Origin of the sequence: Bifidobacterium erythrocebi, assembly GCF_012932675.1 — a bacterium.
Classification (GTDB): Bacteria; Actinomycetota; Actinomycetes; order Actinomycetales; family Bifidobacteriaceae; genus Bifidobacterium; species Bifidobacterium erythrocebi.
The window spans coordinates 22,960-43,309 of record NZ_JAAIIF010000018.1 but is presented as its reverse complement, the minus strand read 5'-3'; the positions used below and the strand labels follow the sequence as shown (position 1 = coordinate 43,309).

The following is a 20,350-nucleotide window of genomic DNA, read 5'->3' as shown; positions in this document are numbered from 1 at the left end:
CTGATTGCCTGCTTGAAGGTAGGCAGGCCGCTCGTGTGGCCTTGTTTATGTAGTCAATATTAAGGAGCGTTATGCAGTTGAAGAAGCATAATTCTAAGACTCCGCCCGAGGAGAGGCCGAAGTGGCTGAGGAGGGGTATTGCCCTTCTCGCGGCCATCGCCACTCTTGCCACGGGCGGCATCGTTGCTTCCACGGCCTATGCCAGCGGTGGCGGCGAATACCCGTGGGTGGCCGGGGTGGGGGTGCGGTACGGGCTTATCGGGCCGGATCCGGCCCGTGGGTGCGTGATGGCGACACAAACGCTTCAAGGGCGGGGCGGAAGTGGGGACGGCGGCCGGCCGGACGTGTGCGACCGGGGCGAAGGGGTGGGCCGCCTGAATGCCACTTCGCGCCTTTGCCTATCGCCTATTGCTTATCGCCGGTAGAACTTGGGCTTGTATGCGGGCAGGACGGCTTTGTAGTCTTTTTCCGTTCCGTGGGCCAGGAGGATCGTCGTCTTTCCCATGCTGAGTCGCGTCTCGTTCAGGGTCAGCAGTATCCGGGCTCCCTTGCCTCGGAGGTCTTTCCCGCCGACAAGCAGGATCGCCGTGTCCGCTCTTGCGGTCTCGATCATTCTTTCACACTCGTCGAGGTTGGTGACGCGGGGCTCCCTTATGAGTTTTCGCAGGGACGCAATACCCTCCCGGTAGGTCTGCGGCTCCGCCTCTTTGATGGCCCGCAGCTTGCGGAAGAATGATTCGACGATGCTTATGTACTCCTTGGCCGTCCGTATGCGCGACACCGATTTGCCGCCAGCCCACGCCGCCGCCGTCAATTCGTCCCGGATGTCGCGCGCCTCCTTCTTGGTGGGCAGCCCGATGATGCGCGACCTGTCCGGGGCCTTTTCCGGGTCGGATAGGGAATCGTATACCTTGGCGAGTGTCTTCCTGCCTTTGCGGCGGATGGGGTCCGGGCTCATGTCTTCTCCTTGGCGGTCATGGTGGAGCCGGTGCCGTTCGCTGGCGAATACCCGGGGGAGGGTGCCGGCGGCGGGGTTTGCCGGTTTCTCCTTCGGATCCATCCGACCGACGGACGTTCCTCGGCTTCCTGTCTATGTATCAAGGAGTCGATTGACGGTTCGAATGGGCTTTCATGGCACCCGTATGCGTTCGTGTGGCGTTTGTCGGAGGGGGTCCGGGGGGACCTTCGCGCTGGGCCGGACCGCATGGGGCGCATCGCGCTGCGCGGCGGGCGTCCGGGATTGTTGCGAACCAAAACGAAAAAAATGCGCGGAGAACATGAAGGGATTCGAATCGGCCCACTGACGGGACACATGGGGCGCGGTCGGACTTCGATGACGAACACACGGCAGGCGAAGGCTCGAAGGCGTTTTCGGAATCGTCGGTTCCGATATGTGACACGCGCGGCGGGTCGGGGGCCGGAGGTGTCGAAACGGAGGGAACCTGGAGGGAACCGACAATCGGAAGGAACCAAAGCAAAACCCCGGAAACCGAATGATTCCAACGGTTTCCGGGGTTCCAATCCGGGCGGAGAATACGAGATTCGAACTCGTGAGGCTGTTACACCAACACGCTTTCCAAGCGTGCGCCATAGACCACTAGGCGAATTCTCCATACATTTCTTGCTTACGCACGAAACGCAACTCGAATAGAATACCTCACATTGCGGGAACATGCACGTTACGGCGTGTCTTATTGCATTGCAATGGTTTGCTGGGCGGTGCGCACACGGCACATACGGTGCGTACGTGGCGCACACAGCGCACATGAGCACATATACGTGGCTCGGGAACGATCCGGCAACGGACCGGTGCATCTGAGAAATTATCAGCCTCATCGCTGCCCCCACTCATCGTCAGTCCCATCGCCGGCCGCCCATAGCGCTTCCATCGCCCGCCCACAACCCCATCTAGAGGTAGTGGGACAATATGCCCTATGACGAATGGGAACGTTTTGAAGAGGAACGCAACGCAATCCAACAACCAAACAGACCAAGCAGGTCAAACCGGCCAAACAAACCAGGCACAGGCGCAGACGCAGACGGCACCGACCGGCGCAACGATCGCCAAACTCGCCATGGTCATCACCACGTACAAGCGCCAGAATCTGCTGGCCACACTGTTCGACTCGATTCTCGCTCTCGAACAGGCCCCGTGGCGCATCATCGTGGTGGATAATGAGCATTCCGACGAGACCCGTGGCATGGTCGAGGAGTTCGAAGCCAAGGTCACCGATCGGTGGGGCAAGACCGTCGTCGACGGCAGCGGCAACAAGTCCCGCGTGGTGTATGCGCCGCAGACCGAGAACCTTGGCGGCGCGGGCGGCTTCTCCGCAGGCGTAAAGAAGGCGTATGAGCTCGGTGCCGAATGGTTCTGGGTGATGGACGACGATGTAGCGGTGCTGCCGGACGCCATCGCCAAGCTGGCACCGTGGACGGAACGCCACGAGGTCATTCAGGGCAGCCGTTTCGACTATGACGGCGGTCCGTTCTACTGGCAGTACGATTTCCGCATCGGCCTGGGCATTCCGAATCCCATCGCGCCGGCCGCGTTCGGCCCTGCCGGCTACCGTGTGATGAACACGCTGTGCTTCGAAGGCGGCCTGTTCAGCCGTCGCGTCGTCAAGCAGATCGGCCTGCCCGATCCGCGCTTCTTCATCTACTGGGATGACACGATCTACGGTTATCGCGCCAGCAAGGTCACGCAGCCCATCGTCGTGCCGGACGTGATTCTGCGCCGCACCCGCGAGATCGGCAACTGGGACATCGCCGGCGTGCGCCAGCTGAACTCCACTTCCGACATGAACCGCTACCACATCATGCGTAACCGTGGCTATATGGCCCGCTATTTCATGGTGTACGGCGATTACCGTCCGTTCCTGTTCGGTCTGGGCACTATCGCCACGGCGGCCAAGGAGGTCATCAGACTGGTTGCTGTGGATCGTGAGCATCTGCGTACTGGCCTGGTGCAGATCGCCAAGGGCTGGTGGGATTCGCGCAAGTTGCTGCACGACACCGACTGGCGGCCGATGCCGGCACCGCTGGACGACTGATTATCGGCGCTTTGAATCGTAGGGGTTCGTCGTGCACACGGCGGGCCCCTACGGGTTTGTAAAGGACTATGTGAGCGCGCTGGGCGCGACACGAATGAAGTGACGGGCGTAAGCCCACGGCATGAAAGCGGAAATGGGTGTGAATTCGGAACAGACAGCAAGCGAACAGACGGCGAGCGACCAGTTCGAAGAGCTTGACTTCAGCGCTCTGGAAGATGCGCGAGGGCGGAAGAACGCAAACGGCAAGCGCGGCGAACGCTCCGACGGTGCGGCGAACAACCGGCCGGGTCGCTTGGCGGTCCCGCTGTGCATGGTATTGGGCGTGCTGGTCGCGTTCGCGGTGGTCATCGCCTGGTTCCCCAAAGGCAGTGCCGCATGGAACTACCCGCTGCATGAGATCGATGCCCCGGCCCACTACTACTTCATCCGCAAGATCCTGAGCCAAGGCATCGGCGCGGCAACCCACCTGTGGCCGAACGACGCGTTCTACCCGCCCATGTTCCACCTGCTGGCGGCCGGGCTCATCAAACTCGCCGCACTGTTCGGCGTGACCGTCAACGTGTATACCGCGCTGAACATCGTGTGGATCATGGGCGCAGGCCTGATCTGGCCTGCCGGCATGCAACTGCTGGCATCCTACTGGACCTGCCGGCCGCGAAGGAACCTGAAGCGGCAGGCAAACGCCGCCGATGCCGGTCGCGATCGGGAAGCAGTCCAGGAACCCAGTATGATGCGCTGCGTGGCATTCCCCTGCATCATGGCGTTCGCGGTGCCTCTACTCGCCATCGCATCCTCCTGCTACCCCTTCCAAAGCCTCGCCACCGGCCCACTGCTCGCATACGGACTGGCAACGGCCATCCTCCCGTTCTGGATCTACGCCACCCTGCGCTTCTTCGACGCCATCGCCAACCGGAACAGCACCCCGAAATATCACTGGTGGCACAGCGACATCACCCGATGGCTCATCATCACCCTGCTCGTCGGCATACTGTGCCTCGTCGCACACCCGCGCATCGTATTCACCTGGCTGCTGTTCATCGCACCGTTCCTGCTGCTGCGCATGCCATGGAAACTCATTCTCGGCGCATTCCTCGCCGTACTCGTGGCGGGTGTGGCGTTCTTCTTCTACATGGTCACGCACTACAAATCCACCCGTTACTTCAACCCAGCCGACTGGTTCCACACCTACACGCCCAGCCGCAGCGTGCCGGACGCGCTGCGCATATTCGTCACCGACCAGCTGCCGGGTGCGACGGGCGTCTTCGCCGGAGTATTGGTGGTCGCCGCGTTCATCGTCACCCTGCTTGTCGCCATCGCGCCGCAGACGGTACGCGCCAAACCCCTCAAAGGCAGTCATCTGCGAGCCGACCACGCGCACACGGCATACCGGCAGCTGCGCAAGGACGCCATCTCCATCGCGGCCATGGTCCTGCTGTTCGGACTGGTGCTCGTCTGCTCGGCATCCCTTACCGGCTGGTTCCCGAACATCGTGGCCGCCGTCTGGTATCGCACCGAAGTACGGCCGCTCACCATGATCCCGCTGGCACTCGTCACCCTCATCGTGTTCGCGGCAAGCGCCGTCAACGAACTCTCCACACGGCGTGCGGACGGCATCATCGCCCTGGTATTGGTGGCGGCGCTCGCCATCGTCCCGCAATTCACGAACACCACGCGCGCGCAGGTGGCCGATACGGTGTACGCGAACATGCAGCTCACCGACGAACAGCCTGGCGAACAACTCACGCAAACCAAATACGAGATTCTGGAAGACGTGGCGCACGTGGTGGGGGACAAGGCCTCGGTGGTTTCCGACCCGCTGAACGGATCGATGTACGGCACGTCGATATTCGGCACGAACATGCTGTTCCCGATCTACAATCCGGCCGCCGAAAAGAACGGCGCGATCTTCGGTGCCGTGGAACGCGCCTTCGATTCGGGGGATTCGCATGCGCTGCTCGGCACGGTATGCCCGATCGAAACGGACGCGCCGGAATACTTCCTGTCGATGGGCGACCAGGCGCCAAGCCTGCAGATGTTCACCTTCAAGGAACAGTACGATCCGTTCCACAGGGAGGACCTGATTGACAAGTACGTGAAGGACGGCACGTTGAAGAAGGTCCGCGACTACTCGAATAGGGGAGCGTACGCCAAGGGTTGGGCGCTGTACCGGTTCGAATGCGGGAAGTAATCGTGAGCGTGAGCGTGGGCGGCGGCCGGTAAACGAACCGGCCACCGGTAGCCTAGCGAAGCCGGTCCCTACGGAATCGCGACGATGAACGGGCTGGCAGGCAGCTGTCGTCTGTTATACAGGATGCTGTCGCAATCCGGGCTGCCACTCCACAGATAGCGCACCTGTGTGATCCGATCGACATCATCCGAGGAAACCACCACCTGGTTCCCCCGGATTTTGGCCGTGGCCGTGCTGAACTTGCCTGACGAGTCCGCCACCTCGAAACCATCCAACGCGTCATCCGTAGGCGAAGCCACCTTGGCGGCGCTCGCCTTCAGACTGTAGTCGGGTTCCATGGCCTGCAGACCCTGCGCGGTGCCGGCCTTGAAGGAAATGGTGACGTTGCCTTTCTCATCGCGTGTGGCGGAGGAAACGATCGGGCCGGAAGGAACCGTCTTCTTCCTGCGCATGGCCTGCCATTGGTCGGCCATACGCTTGGCGAGGATCTCCTTGCCAAGCGGGTGAATGGTTTCGGCGGTGCCCTTGTCCGTGTCGATGGAGACGGTCATGGCGACGTTCTTGGCGTTGCTGAGGTTCGGATTGTCCAAGGCGGAGAGCTGGGCCTGACGTACGATCTGGGTGTACTGGTGTCCGTCCCAGCGGGCGAGCTGCACGTACAGGAAGGGAAGCGTGGCGTCGTCGAATACCTTCCGGTACTGGTTGATCAGTGCCGTGAACTGCGATTCGTAGGCCAGCGCGGTGGCGTTGTTGGCGGCGTCGTCGCAACCCTGGTACCACAGCACGCCGGCGACATGGTAGCCCTGCAATGGCGCGATGTGATTCTTGTAGATGTCGCCGCCTTTGACATGACGGCTGATGGCCGTGCCTCCCCATGCGGTCTGGATGATGCCGATGGGAATGTTCGGGCTGGTGGTCCGCAGTTCCCGTGCGAAGAACTGCGCCAGATAGCTCAAACGGATGGAGTTCTCCTTGGTGGCTTCGGACCAGGAGGACTTGTTCTCGTCCGCGACGGGGAACTGCGAGGACTGCGCGTCCTGCTTGGCGACGACGAAGTGCACGTTCGGATCGTCGATGGTCTCGGGAAGATCCTTGTATTTGAACACCCCCTGAGGGCTGTCGTTCGGATTGACCTTGACGTTCTTGGAGTTGTAGTACTGCCGGTAGTTCACTTCCATGTTGGACTGCCCGGCGGCCACGAACACGTCGCCCACATATACACGGGTGAGGGTTTTCAACAGCTTGCCCTGGTATTGCAGTGTGAGCTTGTAGGGGTGCTGATTGGCGGGAACCTTGGGAATCCGTATGGTGAATTTCGCTTCATGGCTGCTTGCCACGGAACCGGTGTGCTGCTTGTCGTCCATGGAAAGCGTGGCGCTGAGCTTGCTCCAGTCGATGTTCGAATACGCGATGTTGCGCAGTTCGCCGGTGATATTGATTGGCTTATCACGCTGGAACACCATGCCGTTCGAATAGTAGGTGGGCAGCTTCACCGTGACCGACGAATCCTGCTTCGTGGCGAGCGTCGTTTCGGAAGCCTGTGCAGAAGACGGCTGCGCGGTTACGCACAGGGGAAGCAGCAGGGCCAGAACGAGAAGAACGCAGCATGCTGCGCCATGGTTTGTTCGAAACGATTTCATCGGTACCTTTTTCATCCAAATAGTGCGAATGTATTTGTAGCATAGCCGGGCAACGTTGGAAAGAGAATGCGCGGCGGTTTGCGAGCCCGCTCGCTACGAGGGGAATGCAGGCGGATCCGAAGCAAAAGGGCATAGCGCCGGTTAGGGTTGGAATCTGTTTGATGTGGTTGTTTCCGGAAGGTCGAGGAAATTTGTGATGAATGCGAAGAGAACCGTTCTGAGCGAGGTCGCTGCCGTGGGACTGGCCGTTGGGATGACACTGACCGGGGCGTTGCCGGCGAATGCCGTGCAGTTGCGTGATGCGAACGTGGATGCGGTTTCGTCGCAAGTACGTGCTGTAAACGGCACCGATGACGCCGCGAACGCGATGCCCGGCAACCCGGAGGCCGAGCTGCCGGATTCGATTGCGGCGAACATCCCCGATGATGCGGAAGTGGTGTCCGAAGACCATGCGCTGACCGCAGGCGGTGCGTTGAAGGACCTTGCCACCGGTAAGACGGTTACCGATCCGAATCTGGTGGGTACGCGGAACAGCCAGCCTGATCCGCTGGCGAAAACCGATGGGGAATCGTTCATCCCAGTCGAGGTGGGTACCGTCAAGACCAGGATCGCTGATGCCGCCAAGAGCCAGGGCAATGCCGGCCAGTCCGCGGACAAGGACGCGGACAAGGCTGGAAACAAGGCGACTGTGCGGCTGGTATCGCTGCCGAACAACGATTACGGCGCGTATTGGGGAACATACAACGGCACGCCGGCGTTCTTCGAATCCAACGGTGATCTGTTCGTACAGCAGGCCAAGGGCGTGATCGACGTGTCCGAATGGCAGGGCGATATCGACTGGGCCAAGGCGAAGAGCGCCGGGGTGGAAGGCGCGATCATTCGCATCAGCTACGGCTGGGGCAATGGGTACGACAAGAAGGCCATGCACAATATCAGCGAATGCAAGCGGTTGGGCATCCCGTTCGGCATCTACATGTATTCGTATGCGGAGAATTCCGGCAACGCCGTCTCCGAAGGCGCCGACGTGGCGTCCCTGCTGCGCAAGGCAGGCGTGAACCCGGGTGACCTGAAATACCCGGTGTACTACGACCTGGAAGCGTGGAGCTGGACGGGTCACGCGCACCCGACCAGCCCGAGCGTGTACGACGGCATCGTGAACGCCTGGTTCAGCCAGCTGCGCAACGCGGGCTACAGCAATCTTGCGGTGTACTCCTACACCAGCTACCTCAACAATGAGCTGAACAGCAGCAATATCCATGCGAAGACGCGATGGGTGGCGCAATACGGCTCCCGCATGGGCTACACGGCCTGGTCCAGCAACGACCGCGGCTGGCAGTACTCGTCGTCGGCGCATATCAACGGCATCAGCGGCAGCGTGGACGTGAGTGCGTTTGGGGACAAGACCTATGTTTCGACGGGGAAATGGGTACAGAAGGACGGCCAACAATATTGGCAGGAAGCCGACGGAACATATGCTCGCGGGAAGGAAATATACGATCCTTCGACAAACGCTTGGTATTGGATCGATGCCGACGGCACCATGGCCCGGAACAAGGACGTGTATCTGCGGTCGAATGGCGGCAAGTGGGTTCGGTACGACGAAAACGGTCATATGGTCAAGGGCGAGGATTACCGCTACGGCGGGTGGTATAACTTCGATTCCGTCACCGGTGCAATGAGCAAGGGGCTCACGTATGTGGATTCCAACGGTGGCAAGTGGGTTTATTACGATGACACCACCGGCAAAATGATTTACGGCGAGAAATATCTGAATGCAGAGGGGGCGTCTGCCGGATGGTATTACTTTGATCCCGTAACAGGCAAGCGGGTCACAGGTGACGTGTATCTGCGGTCGGATGGCGGCAAGTGGGTCCGGTATGACCAGAACGGAAAAATGGTCAAGGGGCTTCAGCGTCAGGACGGATCCTGGTACTTCTTTGATTCCACTACCGGTGCAATGGCTCATGGAAGAACGTGGGTTCCCCAGTGGAATGCCTGGCACAATTTCGATGTCGTGACTGGCAGAGGATAGTTTTAAGCGAGCGTTTAGATACGAGTGAGGCGGTGCCCTACGGATGTAGAGCGCCGCCTCACTCGTATTGATTGATGAGGAAATTCAGCAATCGTAATAAGGATGCGCATAGCCGCGAACGCCGTTGTATGCGTTACGCTCGGCGATGCTGCCATCGGAGGCGTCCACAATACGGACCCTTCCGTTATTGACCGAAACGACGATTCCCGCATGGCTGGCGCTAAGGCCGGTTGCCCAGCCACCGAACTGCCAGAATGCAATGTCGCCAGGCTGAGGCGAAAGATTCACCCTGCCACGGCTTGCGTACCAATCATAGTTGTGATGCGGCCAGCCGGTCTTGGCACCGTCGCAAAGGAAGATATCCAAGCCAGCGGTGTGGAAGGAATACCAGACGAAAGACATGCAGGGGCCGTACGGGCAGATCAGCCCACCGTTAGCGGCGAGCACGCCCGGGCAATCGGGGTGCTTGCCGATCTGAGAGCGTGCAGAGCCGATCAGACGATTGACGATCTGCTGCTTCGAATACTTCGCGCCGGTACGCGGGTCAAGGAAGTAATGGCGTCCGTTGATGATGTTTCCGCCATAAACCATGCGGCTGGAAGTCGGATCGTAATAGACCCTCTTGTTCTTAAGGTTGGTCCATCCCTTGGCAAGAGCTCCAGTCGTGGTATTCATGTAATACCAGCCGTTGTTGATGCAATGCTCGCCATACTGCATCTTGCCGGTGTACTTGTCGTAGTAGACCCACTTCTTCGAATTGCGCAGGTACACAAAATCGTGGGCCATGGCACCGGTCTGGGGATCGAAGTAGTACCAGCCGGTGTGGCTCTTGTCGTAGTTCACGTGGCGTTCCCCGTACTGCATCTTCCCCGTGGTCAGGTCGTAGTAGACCCACTTGCCGCCGTTGGAGGGGACGTGGGTTATGCCCTTGGCCATCGCGCCGGTGGTGGTGTCGAAGTAGTACCAGGCGCCGTAGCGATAGTCCTCGCCCTTGACCATATGGCCGGCAGCGTCGAAACGTACCCACTTACCGTGGGAGCGATCGGTGTTGCTGACGGGAGTGTACACGTCTTTGTTGCGGGCGATGGAACCGTCGGATTCCGCCCAATACCAAGCGTCTGTGCCCTTGTCATAGAAGAACTTGGAACGGACCATCTGTCCGTTCTCGTACCAATGGGTCTTGTCCTGGTCCCATCCATGCTGAGGAGTTGCCGGCGAGGGATCGGATGCTTCAGAAGAATCGTTCGCGTTCGCCGTTTCAGGCTGTGCTGCAGCATCTTCGGAGGTTTGGCTGTTGTCTTTCCCGCTCACGGCTGCGGCTTCGGCACTATCACCGGATACCTCGGAGGTATTCTGCTCGTTGTCGTTCTGGGTGTTTGCATCCTCTGCAGCATTGCTGTTCTGGTCAGTGACAAGGCTGTTGGAGGTCTCATTCTGATCCACGGATGCGTTGTCTGATGCCAATGCGATTGCCGGATATGTTATGCCTTGCAAAACAGTGGCAATCACAAAGCTGGCGGTGATTAAGGTTCTTCTTCTCATAACGCCCCCTTATTCGTACATTACGAGCGCAATTAATTGTCAGCAATATTGACAAATATGAGAACGGATTTCCTTGCCCCAGGCTTCGCTGTAGAAGAAAACATACTGTGAGGAAGCCCGGAACATGCGCTTCCCCGGAGTCTGGGGAGAACCGTCTTCGCTATTGCGTTGATAGTGTGGCATACACTGTAGGTTATGACGAGTGATGTGAAGAAGAACGATCGGAATGCTTGGATGAGGCATGAACCGACAATGGCATTTGTGATTCCTTGCTACAACGAGGAAGCGGCTTTGCATGTTACCGCGGATGTGCTGAAAAAGAAGATGCTGCAGCTTGAGGATGAGCATTTCGTCGCCGAAGGCAGTTTCATTCTTTTCGTCGATGATGGATCGGCCGATAAGACGTGGGAAGTGATCGAGTCCCTGCACGAGAAGGATCCAGCTCTGTTCCATGGAGTGAAGCTGGCCCATAATAGGGGGCACCAAAACGCCTTGTTCGCCGGTTTGATGCATGCATGCGATGCGGAAGTCGACGCCGTGGTCTCCATGGACGCCGATCTGCAGGACGATCCCAATGCGGTTGACGACATGGTTCAGGAATACCTTCGGGGTGCGGAAATCGTCTATGGTGTGCGGGATAACCGTGAGACCGATACCGCGTTCAAGCGTGGCACCGCTCATGCCTTCTATTCCCTGATGAAATGGCTTGGCACGGAAACGGTACCGGATCATGCCGATTATCGATTGATGAGCCGTGCCGCATTGCTGGCCTTGTCTCAGTACAAGGAATCGAACCTGTTCCTTAGGGGGCTGGTGCCTTCGCTTGGGTTCAAGACGGCAAAGGTGTATTACAAGCGCGGAACCCGAGTGGCTGGGGAATCCAAGTATCCGTTGAAGAAGATGGTTTCCTTCGCGATCGAAGGTGTGACTTCATTCTCGACAAAGCCTCTGACCATGATTACCGGCCTGGGCCTGTTCTCGGTGTTCGTCGGAATCGTTATGCTGGTCTACACCCTTGTTTCCGTCTTCTCGGGTCATGCCGTTGCGGGTTGGGGGTCGATGATGTGCTCGCTGTGGATCCTGGGCGGCTTTATTTTGCTGGCTCTTGGGGTTACCGGCGAATACATTGCAAAGATTTACATGGAGGTCAAGGCTCGGCCTCGCTATATCGTCGAGACGACGCTCTGAGCGAGTAGTTCGTCTTTTTGGGGAAGAAATTTTTGGGGAAGATAGGACTATTACCGAGTGAATAAGCCGGATATTGCGCCTGAAAAATGGGCGTTCTTCAAACGTGTGCTGCCGAAATGGCTTGTTGTGCTTGCTTTGGGGCTCCAGACCGCCATCGTCGCGGTGTTGCTGGTGCTGTCGATTCTTTTTACGGTCACGTTCAAGAGAGCCAGCGCGCAGCTCGGCAGCATCACCGAGCAGTTTGACTACCACTTCGGCATGCCATCCATCACATTCGTACTGGGCGCGGTCATGCTATGCGCATTGGTCGTCCTGCTCGCGATAGGGATTTCGAGACTGCCGCGTCGCTGGGTTTTTGCCGCATTGCTGGCGTATACGTTGGCGATGCAGATCATCTGGCTTGTTTCGTTGAGTCTGGTGACCTACACATATCCGGACTCGCAGAATCTGATGGATGGCGCCAATATCCTGCTTAAAGGCGATCTCAGCCAGTTTGGCGCCGACTACTGCTCGGCTGGTAGCACGCAGAGGGAATGCATGGCACGAGGCATTCCAAGCGCCCACGCATATTTCTCCTATTACCCATTCCAAAGTGGGCCGATGCTGTGGTATCTGCTGGTATTCGCACTGTTTGGATCTAACAATATCCTCGCCTTCCAGATTGTCAGCGCCGTGGCGGTTACCGCTTTGGTCGCGGTCTTGTGGCGTTTGGGCGGCATGCTTGGGTTGGATAAAAAGGGCTATGGCGCATTCACCGTTCTGGTTGCGACATGCGTTCCCCTCATGATGTTCGCGGCTTTCGTATACCCCAATGCCGTCGGGTTCTTCATCACGATCTGCGGTGCCTGGATCATCGCAGAAGGTTTCCGCATGAGGAAGACCTGGTCCAGCGCGCTCGCGATTGTCGGGGGTTTCCTCGTCTGCGGCGTCGGCATCGTTTTCAAATCGACATATCAGATAGTGGTTCTTGCCGCGCTTCTTGCCGCTGTTTTTGCGGTCTGGCATAACCGTCGCATCTGGCAGCTGTTCGTTTCGCTTGTCTCCGCCTTGGTGGCGTTTGTCATTTCCAAACTTCCCGTCGCGTTGGTCCAGTCCTGGACCGGGCAGAACTTCGGCAAGGGCATGCCGATGCTTTCCTGGATCGCCCTTGGCCTGAGCCAGCCGGATAACGCGCCTCCCGGATGGTGGAATAGGTTTGCGATGGACGCCTTCGAGAGAACCGGCAACGATTATGCTCTTCAGTCCCAGATTTCCAAGGAATTCGTCCAAGCGCGATTCTCGGAGTTCCTGCATAGCCCGATCGATGGGATGCGCTTCTTCACAGGCAAGCTTGCTTCGGAGTGGGCCGAACCGTCGTTTATGACGTCGCTGTATTCGGAGCTGGGCGAATCCTCAAGGCATTTTGCCGGGTTGGGTTCGTTCCTTCTTATCGGCAACGGTTCGGACATTCTGCTCCGGTACGAGAATGTCGCTCAAACCGTTATGTATTTGCTGGCGTGCATTGGCCTGATTGGCCTTCTCCGCTCGCTGATCAAGGGAAAAACAGTCGGAAACGATGCGGCTCAGGTCTTTGCGCGGGTGCTGCTTTGCGCCTCGTTCATTGGTGGTTTCCTGTGCTATCTGCTCTGGGAGGCAAAGGGCATCTACACGTTCCCGTTCTTCCTGCTGCTTATTCCAATGGCGGCATATGGCACCCAGCGGATTGCGGATTTTGCCGGTAGGCTGAAACGGAAATACGCTGATAAGGGGCAGCTATGAGAAAAGATTTGGATATCCGGCCGAAGCGGCTGATGTTGCTTGGGCTCTGCATGGTTTCGGTTCTATTGCTGGGTGTTGGCTTTGGAGTGTCCTATGCCTACGGCGAGGAGAATCCCGATGATTCGGTTTCCTCCCTTGAAACGCATACTGAATCGCATCCGGTCAATGGCTGGGACGCCAAAAAGGAGCATTATTACGAAAACGGCCAGCAGGTCCGTTCCAGGGAAATATACGATGCCAAGGATAAGAACTGGTATTGGATTGACGAGAACGGTTCCGTGGCCCGCAATAAGGACGTGTATCTCCAGTCCAACGGCGGCAAGTGGGTCCGCTATGATGCTGCCGGCCATATGGTCAAGGGCGAGGACTACCGCTACGGTGCCTGGTACTACTTCGACACCACCACCGGCGCGATGGCCAAGGGCATAACCCACGTCCCCTCCAACGGCGGCAAGTGGGTCTACTACGACCTGACCACGGGGAAGATGCAGTACGGGGAACGCCACGTGGACTACGACAAGAGCCACACCGGCTGGTACTACTTCGATCCCCAGACCGGCGCCATGGCCCACGATTTCGTGTACCTGCGCAACTCGAACAAGTGGGTCTACTACGACAAGTACACCGGCAAGATGCAGTACGGGGAACAGCTGATCAACGGGCACTGGTATGACTTCGACGAATCGACAGGTGCCATGCAGTATGGCTTTGTATGCCTGTCGAAATCCCAGAAATGGGTATTCTACGATCGCCGGATGGGCTGGATGCTGTATGGGGAGCATCCCATTGACGGCGCATGGTACCTGTTGGACGCGCATACCGGCGCAGTGCAGTACGGGTGGCAGAGATTGGGCGGGAAAACGGTATGTTACAGCTGGCCGAGCGGCAAGATGTTGTACGGCAAGCAGAATGTGAATAACGCAACCTACTATTTCGACAACCGTACCGGCGCTCTCGATACGCGGCGCTCGGCTGCTATCCCGAGTGATCACGTCGGTTCGGCGGCCGGAGCATTTGGCGACAAAATCAGATCGGGCCGGTACCGTTCCGTCCGCGTTCTTGGAGACAGCATCGCCGCAGGAGTAGGTGCGGCGAACACGTATCCATATACGTCTCGTGAGCTGTTCCAGCTTGAGGGAGTCACCTATTATGAGCCGTCCCATCAGACGGATATGGCCACCAACAGCCTAAGGCGTTATCTGGAGTCGCGCGGTGTATCCATGACCAACGCCAGTGCGCCGGGCAAGGGATCCTATTCGGGCTATAACTCCATCGGTGATGCGACCCTCGGGCATGAGGATGCCGCTATCGTGCTGCTTGGAGCGAATGACCGATTGAGGCTTTCGAATAGCGGTGATTTCAAGCGTGAAGCGGAGAGCTATCTGAATCGCGTTGCCGCACGATACGGGGCCGATAACGTATATGTGCTCGCGAACATCGATACGTTATCCGATCCCAGATCCCTCACCATGGGGCAGGAGAATACGGTATTGCAGGATCTGTGCCGGCGGCACGGCTGGCACTTCGCTTCGATGTATTCGGCATTCCGTACGGTAGGGCGTTCGACGGGAATGCCGCAACAGGCGTTGTATAAGGACGGCATCCACCCGAATCGTATGGGGCAGGTTGTGATGTGGCGTGCATTGCAGCAATTGCTCGGCCTGTAACGTTCGATACAACGTGCGGCAAGTACAGAGAGAACGCGCCAACGAGAGACTTGAGAGAGTATGCAGCGTATTAGATTTTTCGATATCGCCAAGGGCATAGCCATTTTGGCTGTGATACTGGGCCACAGTGCCATTGAGACGAACCTGTTCGCGCCCCATCGCACGGCCCAGATTGTTCTGTCCATCTGCTTTTCGTTCCACATGCCGCTTTTCTTCATCCTGTCCGGATATTTCATGCATCCGGAAAGACGATTCCGTTGGGCGAAGGAAGCGAAGCAGCTGCTGCTCACCTACGTGGTGACGGCATTGTGCGTGCTTGTCGGTGTGACCTGCATGGCGACGCTCGACCATGAGAGCAGGGCGATTGCCCTTCGGCAATGGGGTATGGCCGCGATATATGGAAGTGGCGATATCTCGAATCTGACGCTTTGGCGGGTGGACTTAAGAATTGGTGCAATCTGGTTCTTGCTCGCACTGTTCTGGGCTCGTCTATTGTTGCATTGTCTTGCAAGACTCCCTTACACCCCTGTCTGGGTGGTGCTGTGCTTCGCTGTTGGCTATGTTTCCTCGCGATATGTGCTGCTGCCGTGGAGCATTCAAGCCGGAATGTGCGCGGTCGCGTTCCTCTATCTGGGGTATCTTGCCAAGAAATACGATGTGCTCGGTATGGTGAAGCGGTTCCCCTATATATGGGCTGTCGCGTTTGTTATTTGGGTGGTCGACATCGTGCTTTTTGGTGGCATGAGCATGGCCGTCAATAACTATGGTTCGCGCCCTGTCTTGGCTGTAATCGGCAGCATTGCGGGAACATTGTGCGTTGTCGGCATCTCGCAGTTGATCGATCGGGTTCCGGCGCTGGGAAGTGCGTTAAGCAGTATCGGCCAGGCGAGTCTTGCCATTCTGTGCGTGCACCTGATCGAAGACGACGTATTGCCTTGGCAGCTGTATCTTGGGGTGCTGCGCATGGCGCTTCCCCAGGTTCCGTTGGTTTTGCTGAGCTTCATCGTTCGCTTGCCGATCGATCTTATCGGTGCCGCGGTGCTGTATCACGTTCCGGTGATCAATGAATGGTTCTACCCCCAGCTGGCGAAGAAGAAGCTGGACAAGGCGCGTTCGTGAATCCCGGCGATTCGATTGCAATGATCTAGCCGGGTCAGCTGATGGCCGAACATGAAGTGGGGCCCGACCGGGGATTTTCTCCGGTCGGGCCCCACCTCATATGGGATGGTCCGTCAACGGGTGACCAGCGTGTCGAGACGATGCAGGAACGCGGCCATGTCCTGGCGGTACACGGGCGTCATACCGCGGAATGTGCCGTCCGGATAGCCCTGCGCGATGCCGGAGCCTCCGAGCCAACGGATGTCGGCGGCGTGCGGCGTCGCGTTGGTCACGTCGCGGAAGGTCGAATCCTTCACGCCGGTGCCCTTACCGGCCAGGAACGCGAGCCTGCGCAGGAACGCGGCCATGTCCTGGCGGTACACGCTCACCATGCCGCGGAATGTGCCGTCCGGATACCCCGTGGAGATGCCGGCATGGGCCAGCCAGAGAATATCCTCCGCGTGCGGGGTGTTGCGGTTCACGTCGCGGAATCGGTTCCAGTCCGCCTCGGTCGGCTTCCACGTCGCCGCGTCGCCTATGCCGTCACGCGCCGCGAGCCTGCGCAGGAACGCGGCCATGTCCTGGCGCTTGACCGTATCCATGCCGCGGAACGTATACGAGCCGTCCGCTTCCCGCCAGCCGGTGCTGATCCCGGCCTCGGTGATCCACGCTATGTCCTTCGCGTGCGGCGTGGATGCATTCACGTCGCGGAACGTGATTACTGCCCAGCGTGCGTGGAGGGTCACGTCACCCGTCACGGTCTGGTTGAAGTCGTACTTCACGCCGCCGTCCCTGGCCGTGTACCAGCCCTGGAACGTGTAGCCGGTGCGGGTCGGATCCGCGGGTTTGGTGGCTCGCGAGCCATACTCCACCCGCTGCGTGGCCACGGAAGAGCCGCCGTTCGAATCGAACGCCACCGTGTACGTGTTGGCGGTCCAGTGCGCGTACACGGTCGTATCCGCGGCGCCCATCACCGTGCTCATATACACCTGGGAGCCGCCGTTCCAGGCGGTGAACCAGCCGTCGAACGTGTAGCCGGTGCGGGATGCCGTGGGCATGGCCCCGTACGGGCTGCCGTACCGCACGGTCCTGGACGATTCGGTGGTCTTGCCGCCGTTGCCGTCGAAGGTGAGCGTGTACGAGTTCACCGACCAGTGAGCGTGGAGGGTCACGTCACCCGTCACCGCTGTGCCGAAGTCGTACTTCGTGCCGTCGTCCCTGGCCGTGTACCAGCCCTGGAACGTGTAACCGATGCGTGTCGGGTTGGTCGGCTGTGTGGCCTTGGACCCGTACTTCACCGATTGCGCCGGCACGGAGGAGCCGCCGTTCGAGTCGAATGCCACCGTGTAGGACTTGATGGCCCAGTGCGCGTACACGGTCGTATTCGCGGCTCCCATGGTCGTGGACGAGCTGACCTGGCTTCCGCCGTCCCTGGCTGTGTACCAGCCCTGGAACGTGTAGCCGGTCCGGGTGGCGGTGGGCAGGCTGCCGTACTGGCTGCCGTACTGCACGGTCCTGGACGATTCGGAAGCCTTGCCGCCGTTGCCGTCGAAGGTGAGCGTGTACGAGTTCACCGACCAGTGCGCATACACGGTGGCGTTCGCCGCACCCATGGTCATGGTCGGGGCCACCTTCGTGCCGCCGTTCTTGGCGGTGTACCAGCCATCGAACGTGTAGCCGGTCCGGGTGGCGGTGGGCAGGGTGCCGTACTGGCTGCCGTACTGCACGGTCCTGGACGATTCGGAAGCCTTGCCGCCGTTGCCGTCGAACGCGAGTGCGTACGAGTTCACCGACCAGTGCGCATAAAGCGTGATATCGCCTGTTACGGTCTGGTTGAAGTCGTACTTCGATCCGCCGTCCCTGGCCGTGTACCAGCCCTGGAACGTGTAGCCGGTTCGTGTCGGATTGGCCGGCTGCGTGGCCTTGGACCCGTACTTCACCGACTGCGCCGGCACGGAGGAACCACCGTTCGAATCGAAAGCAACGGAGTAGGAACGGACCTTCCACTGTGCATACAGGGTTATATCTTGGGCAGCGAACTGGATGCTATCGTTCGGACGATATGCAGTGCCGGTGCCGTCAGCAGACGTGTTCCATCCAGTGAACGTATATCCTGTACGGCTAAAGCCCACGTCGGGAATGGTCGTGCTTTGCCCGACTACGCCTTGAATCGGTTTCATAGAGCCGGAAGTGGCTCCGTTTCCGGAGAAGGAGATGGTGGAAAGCGTAACCTTGATCTGCTTGGAGTAGCTGTAATCCTGGCGATTCACAGTGATGGTCGCCGTGCCAGGGGCTTTTGCCTGCAATGTGCCGTTATTGTCCACGCTGATGACCGAGGGGTTCGAGGATGTCCAAGTGCCGCGCAGCTCATAACGTCCGTTTGCATAGTTCAGTTTTACGGATGCGGTCTTGCTTGTTCCGGCAAGCATCGTATCGGGCGCGTTCCAAGTAACGCCTTGGGCCATATGCTCGTCGGACATATTCACTTCGAAAGTGAAGGTGCCGTCCAAATTCGTTGGCGAGCTACCTCCTAAAGCGGAGGCCGACGCTTCGCCGGCAAATGCTGTTCTGTAACGGGCTGCACTGCTGCCTGCGAAGCCGTAATACTGATACCCAGGATTGATGAGCTCCAGATAATGACCATACTGATCATGGGATTCGCCATTTATGAAGTGAATATAATCGTTTTTTTCACTTGCCCAAATATCAATGGCCGAGGCAATATCAGAGCCTCCCCAAGCAAGGATCTCGCCGGAAGAGGAATCCTCGCCCACAGTCGCTTCGAAGCATGAATTTCCGTCTGGACGTGTATGGGCAAGAGACGCGTCATAGGCTTCGATGGAACGCTGGATTGCGATTTTCTCAAGGGAATTCGACCATCCTGGAGATAAATACTGTTCTTGGGAGATATTCGAAGCCTTCAGATAGTCCGCTATTGAAACGTAATAGCTGTAGCCAGTTTCCGGGTTATAGTAGCTGACCTTGATTCGACTATCGTTGAGAGCGTCTCGACGCCATTGAACAACCTTTTTCAGTGCAGTCTGATATACGGAGGATTGACGAAGCGTATCAACGGCATACACGGTTGTGCCAGGGCCAAGATAGGTTCCCGTGACCGAGGAATTCTTGACTGATCCATCGGAAATATGGAAATATTCTTCAATGAGCGAGCTCAATGATTGTGATCCCGTTTCGCAGCCAACAAGATTGTTATCTTTATCGATCAGAACGATGAAAGGATAAGTTGCTCGATATGAGCCGGGATTGAATGTCTGATATGAATCCCAGGCAAAGTAGTAGTAATCATTGTTCGAGGTGTCGGCGGAAGAAGCAAATCTCACGTTGCTGGTTTCCTGCGAAGCATACCGGGAGAACGAGCTGCGATCACTGCTGTAATCGAGTGCAAAGAAACGAACGTCCTTGTAGAGTTTCTTTTTGGAAAGCTGAAGCGCTGAATTCACTGCTTGTTCCAAATAGTATTGGCCTGCCGGCGCGATGAGCGCTATACGATAGGTGTTCGCATACTCCTGATTCAGATGCGTGGTCGTACCGTCAAGATCATAAATCGGCAGATTCGTAGCTTTCGACGCAGCTCTGCTGGCCCTGACGGCCCTACGGCCGGGAATCGCCTTATCCAGTGTGGCGGTTTCCTTACTCTCATCCGTATTAGTGACTGCGCTATCGTCGGTGACGGCAGCCGTGCCGGTTTCTTCGGCATATGCGGCAGGGTTTATCAATGCCATTGATGCGACAATGGCACAGCATGTTATTACAGCTACAAGCCAACGCGGTAAATGCCGGGAATTGGTATGCATGTATTTCTCCCATCTTCTTTTACTGAAAAGAGTTTCTGCCCTTCTCAATATGCAATCTTACTTTCTTTGGATATACCGGATAAAAAAGTTTGTTGAGCCACAGCAGTAAATAGATGCTGCGTTGGGATACTGCACTGACATCCCTGTTTCCAATGCAACGGTTTGCAAAACAGCCCCTGCAAGGCCGTTCCATTTTGGAGCCGGCACATTGGTAAAGGTCGGTTGAAACCGGTAAAATATCCCGTAAGTTCGACTGAGATGTCGGATGAAGACGTTTGCAAGCTACCTGAGATTCTGGCGACTGGGAAGAGCACTATCGGAATCGTGGTTCGTGTTGAAGCGTCTGGTTGGTTGTATAAGGAGGAAGAGGGA

11 protein-coding genes and 1 tRNA gene are annotated in these 20,350 nt (G+C 57.9%); 7 read left to right on the top strand and 5 right to left on the bottom strand.

Annotated elements, in window-relative coordinates; translation table 11 throughout:
* Positions 1 to 412: 412 nt before the first annotated feature.
* Entirely contained in the window at positions 413 to 958 is a 546-nt protein-coding gene (locus G1C98_RS08525; RefSeq protein WP_169080794.1) for a hypothetical protein, read from the bottom strand.
* A gap of 569 nt (positions 959 to 1,527) precedes the next feature.
* A tRNA-Ser gene (locus G1C98_RS08520) sits at positions 1,528 to 1,612 on the bottom strand.
* A 463-nt stretch (positions 1,613 to 2,075) separates the two neighbouring features.
* Here G1C98_RS08520 and G1C98_RS08515 point away from each other — a divergent pair.
* Together G1C98_RS08515 and G1C98_RS08510 are read left to right on the top strand one after the other, a co-directional pair.
* Positions 2,076 to 3,050, top strand: coding sequence for a glycosyltransferase family 2 protein (locus G1C98_RS08515; RefSeq protein WP_169080900.1), 975 nt, complete (start codon positions 2,076 to 2,078; stop codon positions 3,048 to 3,050).
* 133 nt (positions 3,051 to 3,183) lie between these two features.
* Positions 3,184 to 5,238 carry a DUF6541 family protein gene (locus G1C98_RS08510; protein WP_240944989.1) on the top strand — a complete coding sequence of 685 codons (2,055 nt, stop codon included), beginning with the start codon at positions 3,184 to 3,186 and terminating at the stop codon, positions 5,236 to 5,238.
* A 68-nt stretch (positions 5,239 to 5,306) separates the two neighbouring features.
* Here the strand turns inward: G1C98_RS08510 and G1C98_RS08505 are convergent, their stop codons facing one another.
* On the bottom strand, positions 5,307 to 6,878 hold the full coding sequence (locus G1C98_RS08505; protein WP_240944988.1) for a sialate O-acetylesterase: 1,572 nt from the start codon (positions 6,876 to 6,878) through the stop codon (positions 5,307 to 5,309).
* A 196-nt stretch (positions 6,879 to 7,074) separates the two neighbouring features.
* Here G1C98_RS08505 and G1C98_RS08500 point away from each other — a divergent pair, with 196 nt between their 5' ends.
* On the top strand, positions 7,075 to 8,910 hold the full coding sequence (locus G1C98_RS08500; protein ID WP_169080792.1) for a GH25 family lysozyme: 1,836 nt from the start codon (positions 7,075 to 7,077) through the stop codon (positions 8,908 to 8,910).
* 84 nt (positions 8,911 to 8,994) lie between these two features.
* Here the strand turns inward: G1C98_RS08500 and G1C98_RS08495 are convergent, their stop codons facing one another.
* Complete coding sequence (locus tag G1C98_RS08495) at positions 8,995 to 10,452, bottom strand: CHAP domain-containing protein (RefSeq protein WP_169080791.1); 1,458 nt, start codon at positions 10,450 to 10,452, stop codon at positions 8,995 to 8,997.
* Positions 10,453 to 10,647: 195 nt separating this feature from the next.
* Between G1C98_RS08495 and G1C98_RS08490 the strand changes: the two genes are divergently transcribed.
* The 4 genes from G1C98_RS08490 to G1C98_RS08475 are packed head-to-tail and all read left to right on the top strand — an operon-like array spanning position 10,648 to position 16,184.
* The gene (locus G1C98_RS08490; RefSeq protein ID WP_169080790.1) at positions 10,648 to 11,640 is read left to right on the top strand and encodes a glycosyltransferase family 2 protein; all 993 of its coding nucleotides are present in this window, start codon (positions 10,648 to 10,650) and stop codon (positions 11,638 to 11,640) included.
* A gap of 57 nt (positions 11,641 to 11,697) precedes the next feature.
* Positions 11,698 to 13,398, top strand: a complete 1,701-nt coding sequence (locus tag G1C98_RS08485; protein WP_335341305.1) for a hypothetical protein — start codon at positions 11,698 to 11,700, stop codon at positions 13,396 to 13,398.
* Positions 13,395 to 15,065 (top strand): SGNH/GDSL hydrolase family protein, encoded by a 1,671-nt coding sequence (locus G1C98_RS08480; protein WP_205831959.1) that lies wholly within the window; start codon positions 13,395 to 13,397, stop codon positions 15,063 to 15,065. The genes G1C98_RS08485 and G1C98_RS08480 overlap by 4 nt, the downstream gene beginning before the upstream one ends.
* Before the next feature lie 60 nt (positions 15,066 to 15,125).
* Entirely contained in the window at positions 15,126 to 16,184 is a 1,059-nt protein-coding gene (locus G1C98_RS08475) for an acyltransferase family protein (protein ID WP_169080789.1), read from the top strand.
* A 113-nt stretch (positions 16,185 to 16,297) separates the two neighbouring features.
* Here G1C98_RS08475 and G1C98_RS08470 read toward each other — a convergent pair whose 3' ends face one another.
* A complete protein-coding gene (locus tag G1C98_RS08470; RefSeq protein ID WP_169080788.1) occupies positions 16,298 to 18,643 on the bottom strand; it encodes an InlB B-repeat-containing protein in 2,346 nt (781 codons plus the stop codon).
* Positions 18,644 to 20,350: the final 1,707 nt, after the last annotated feature.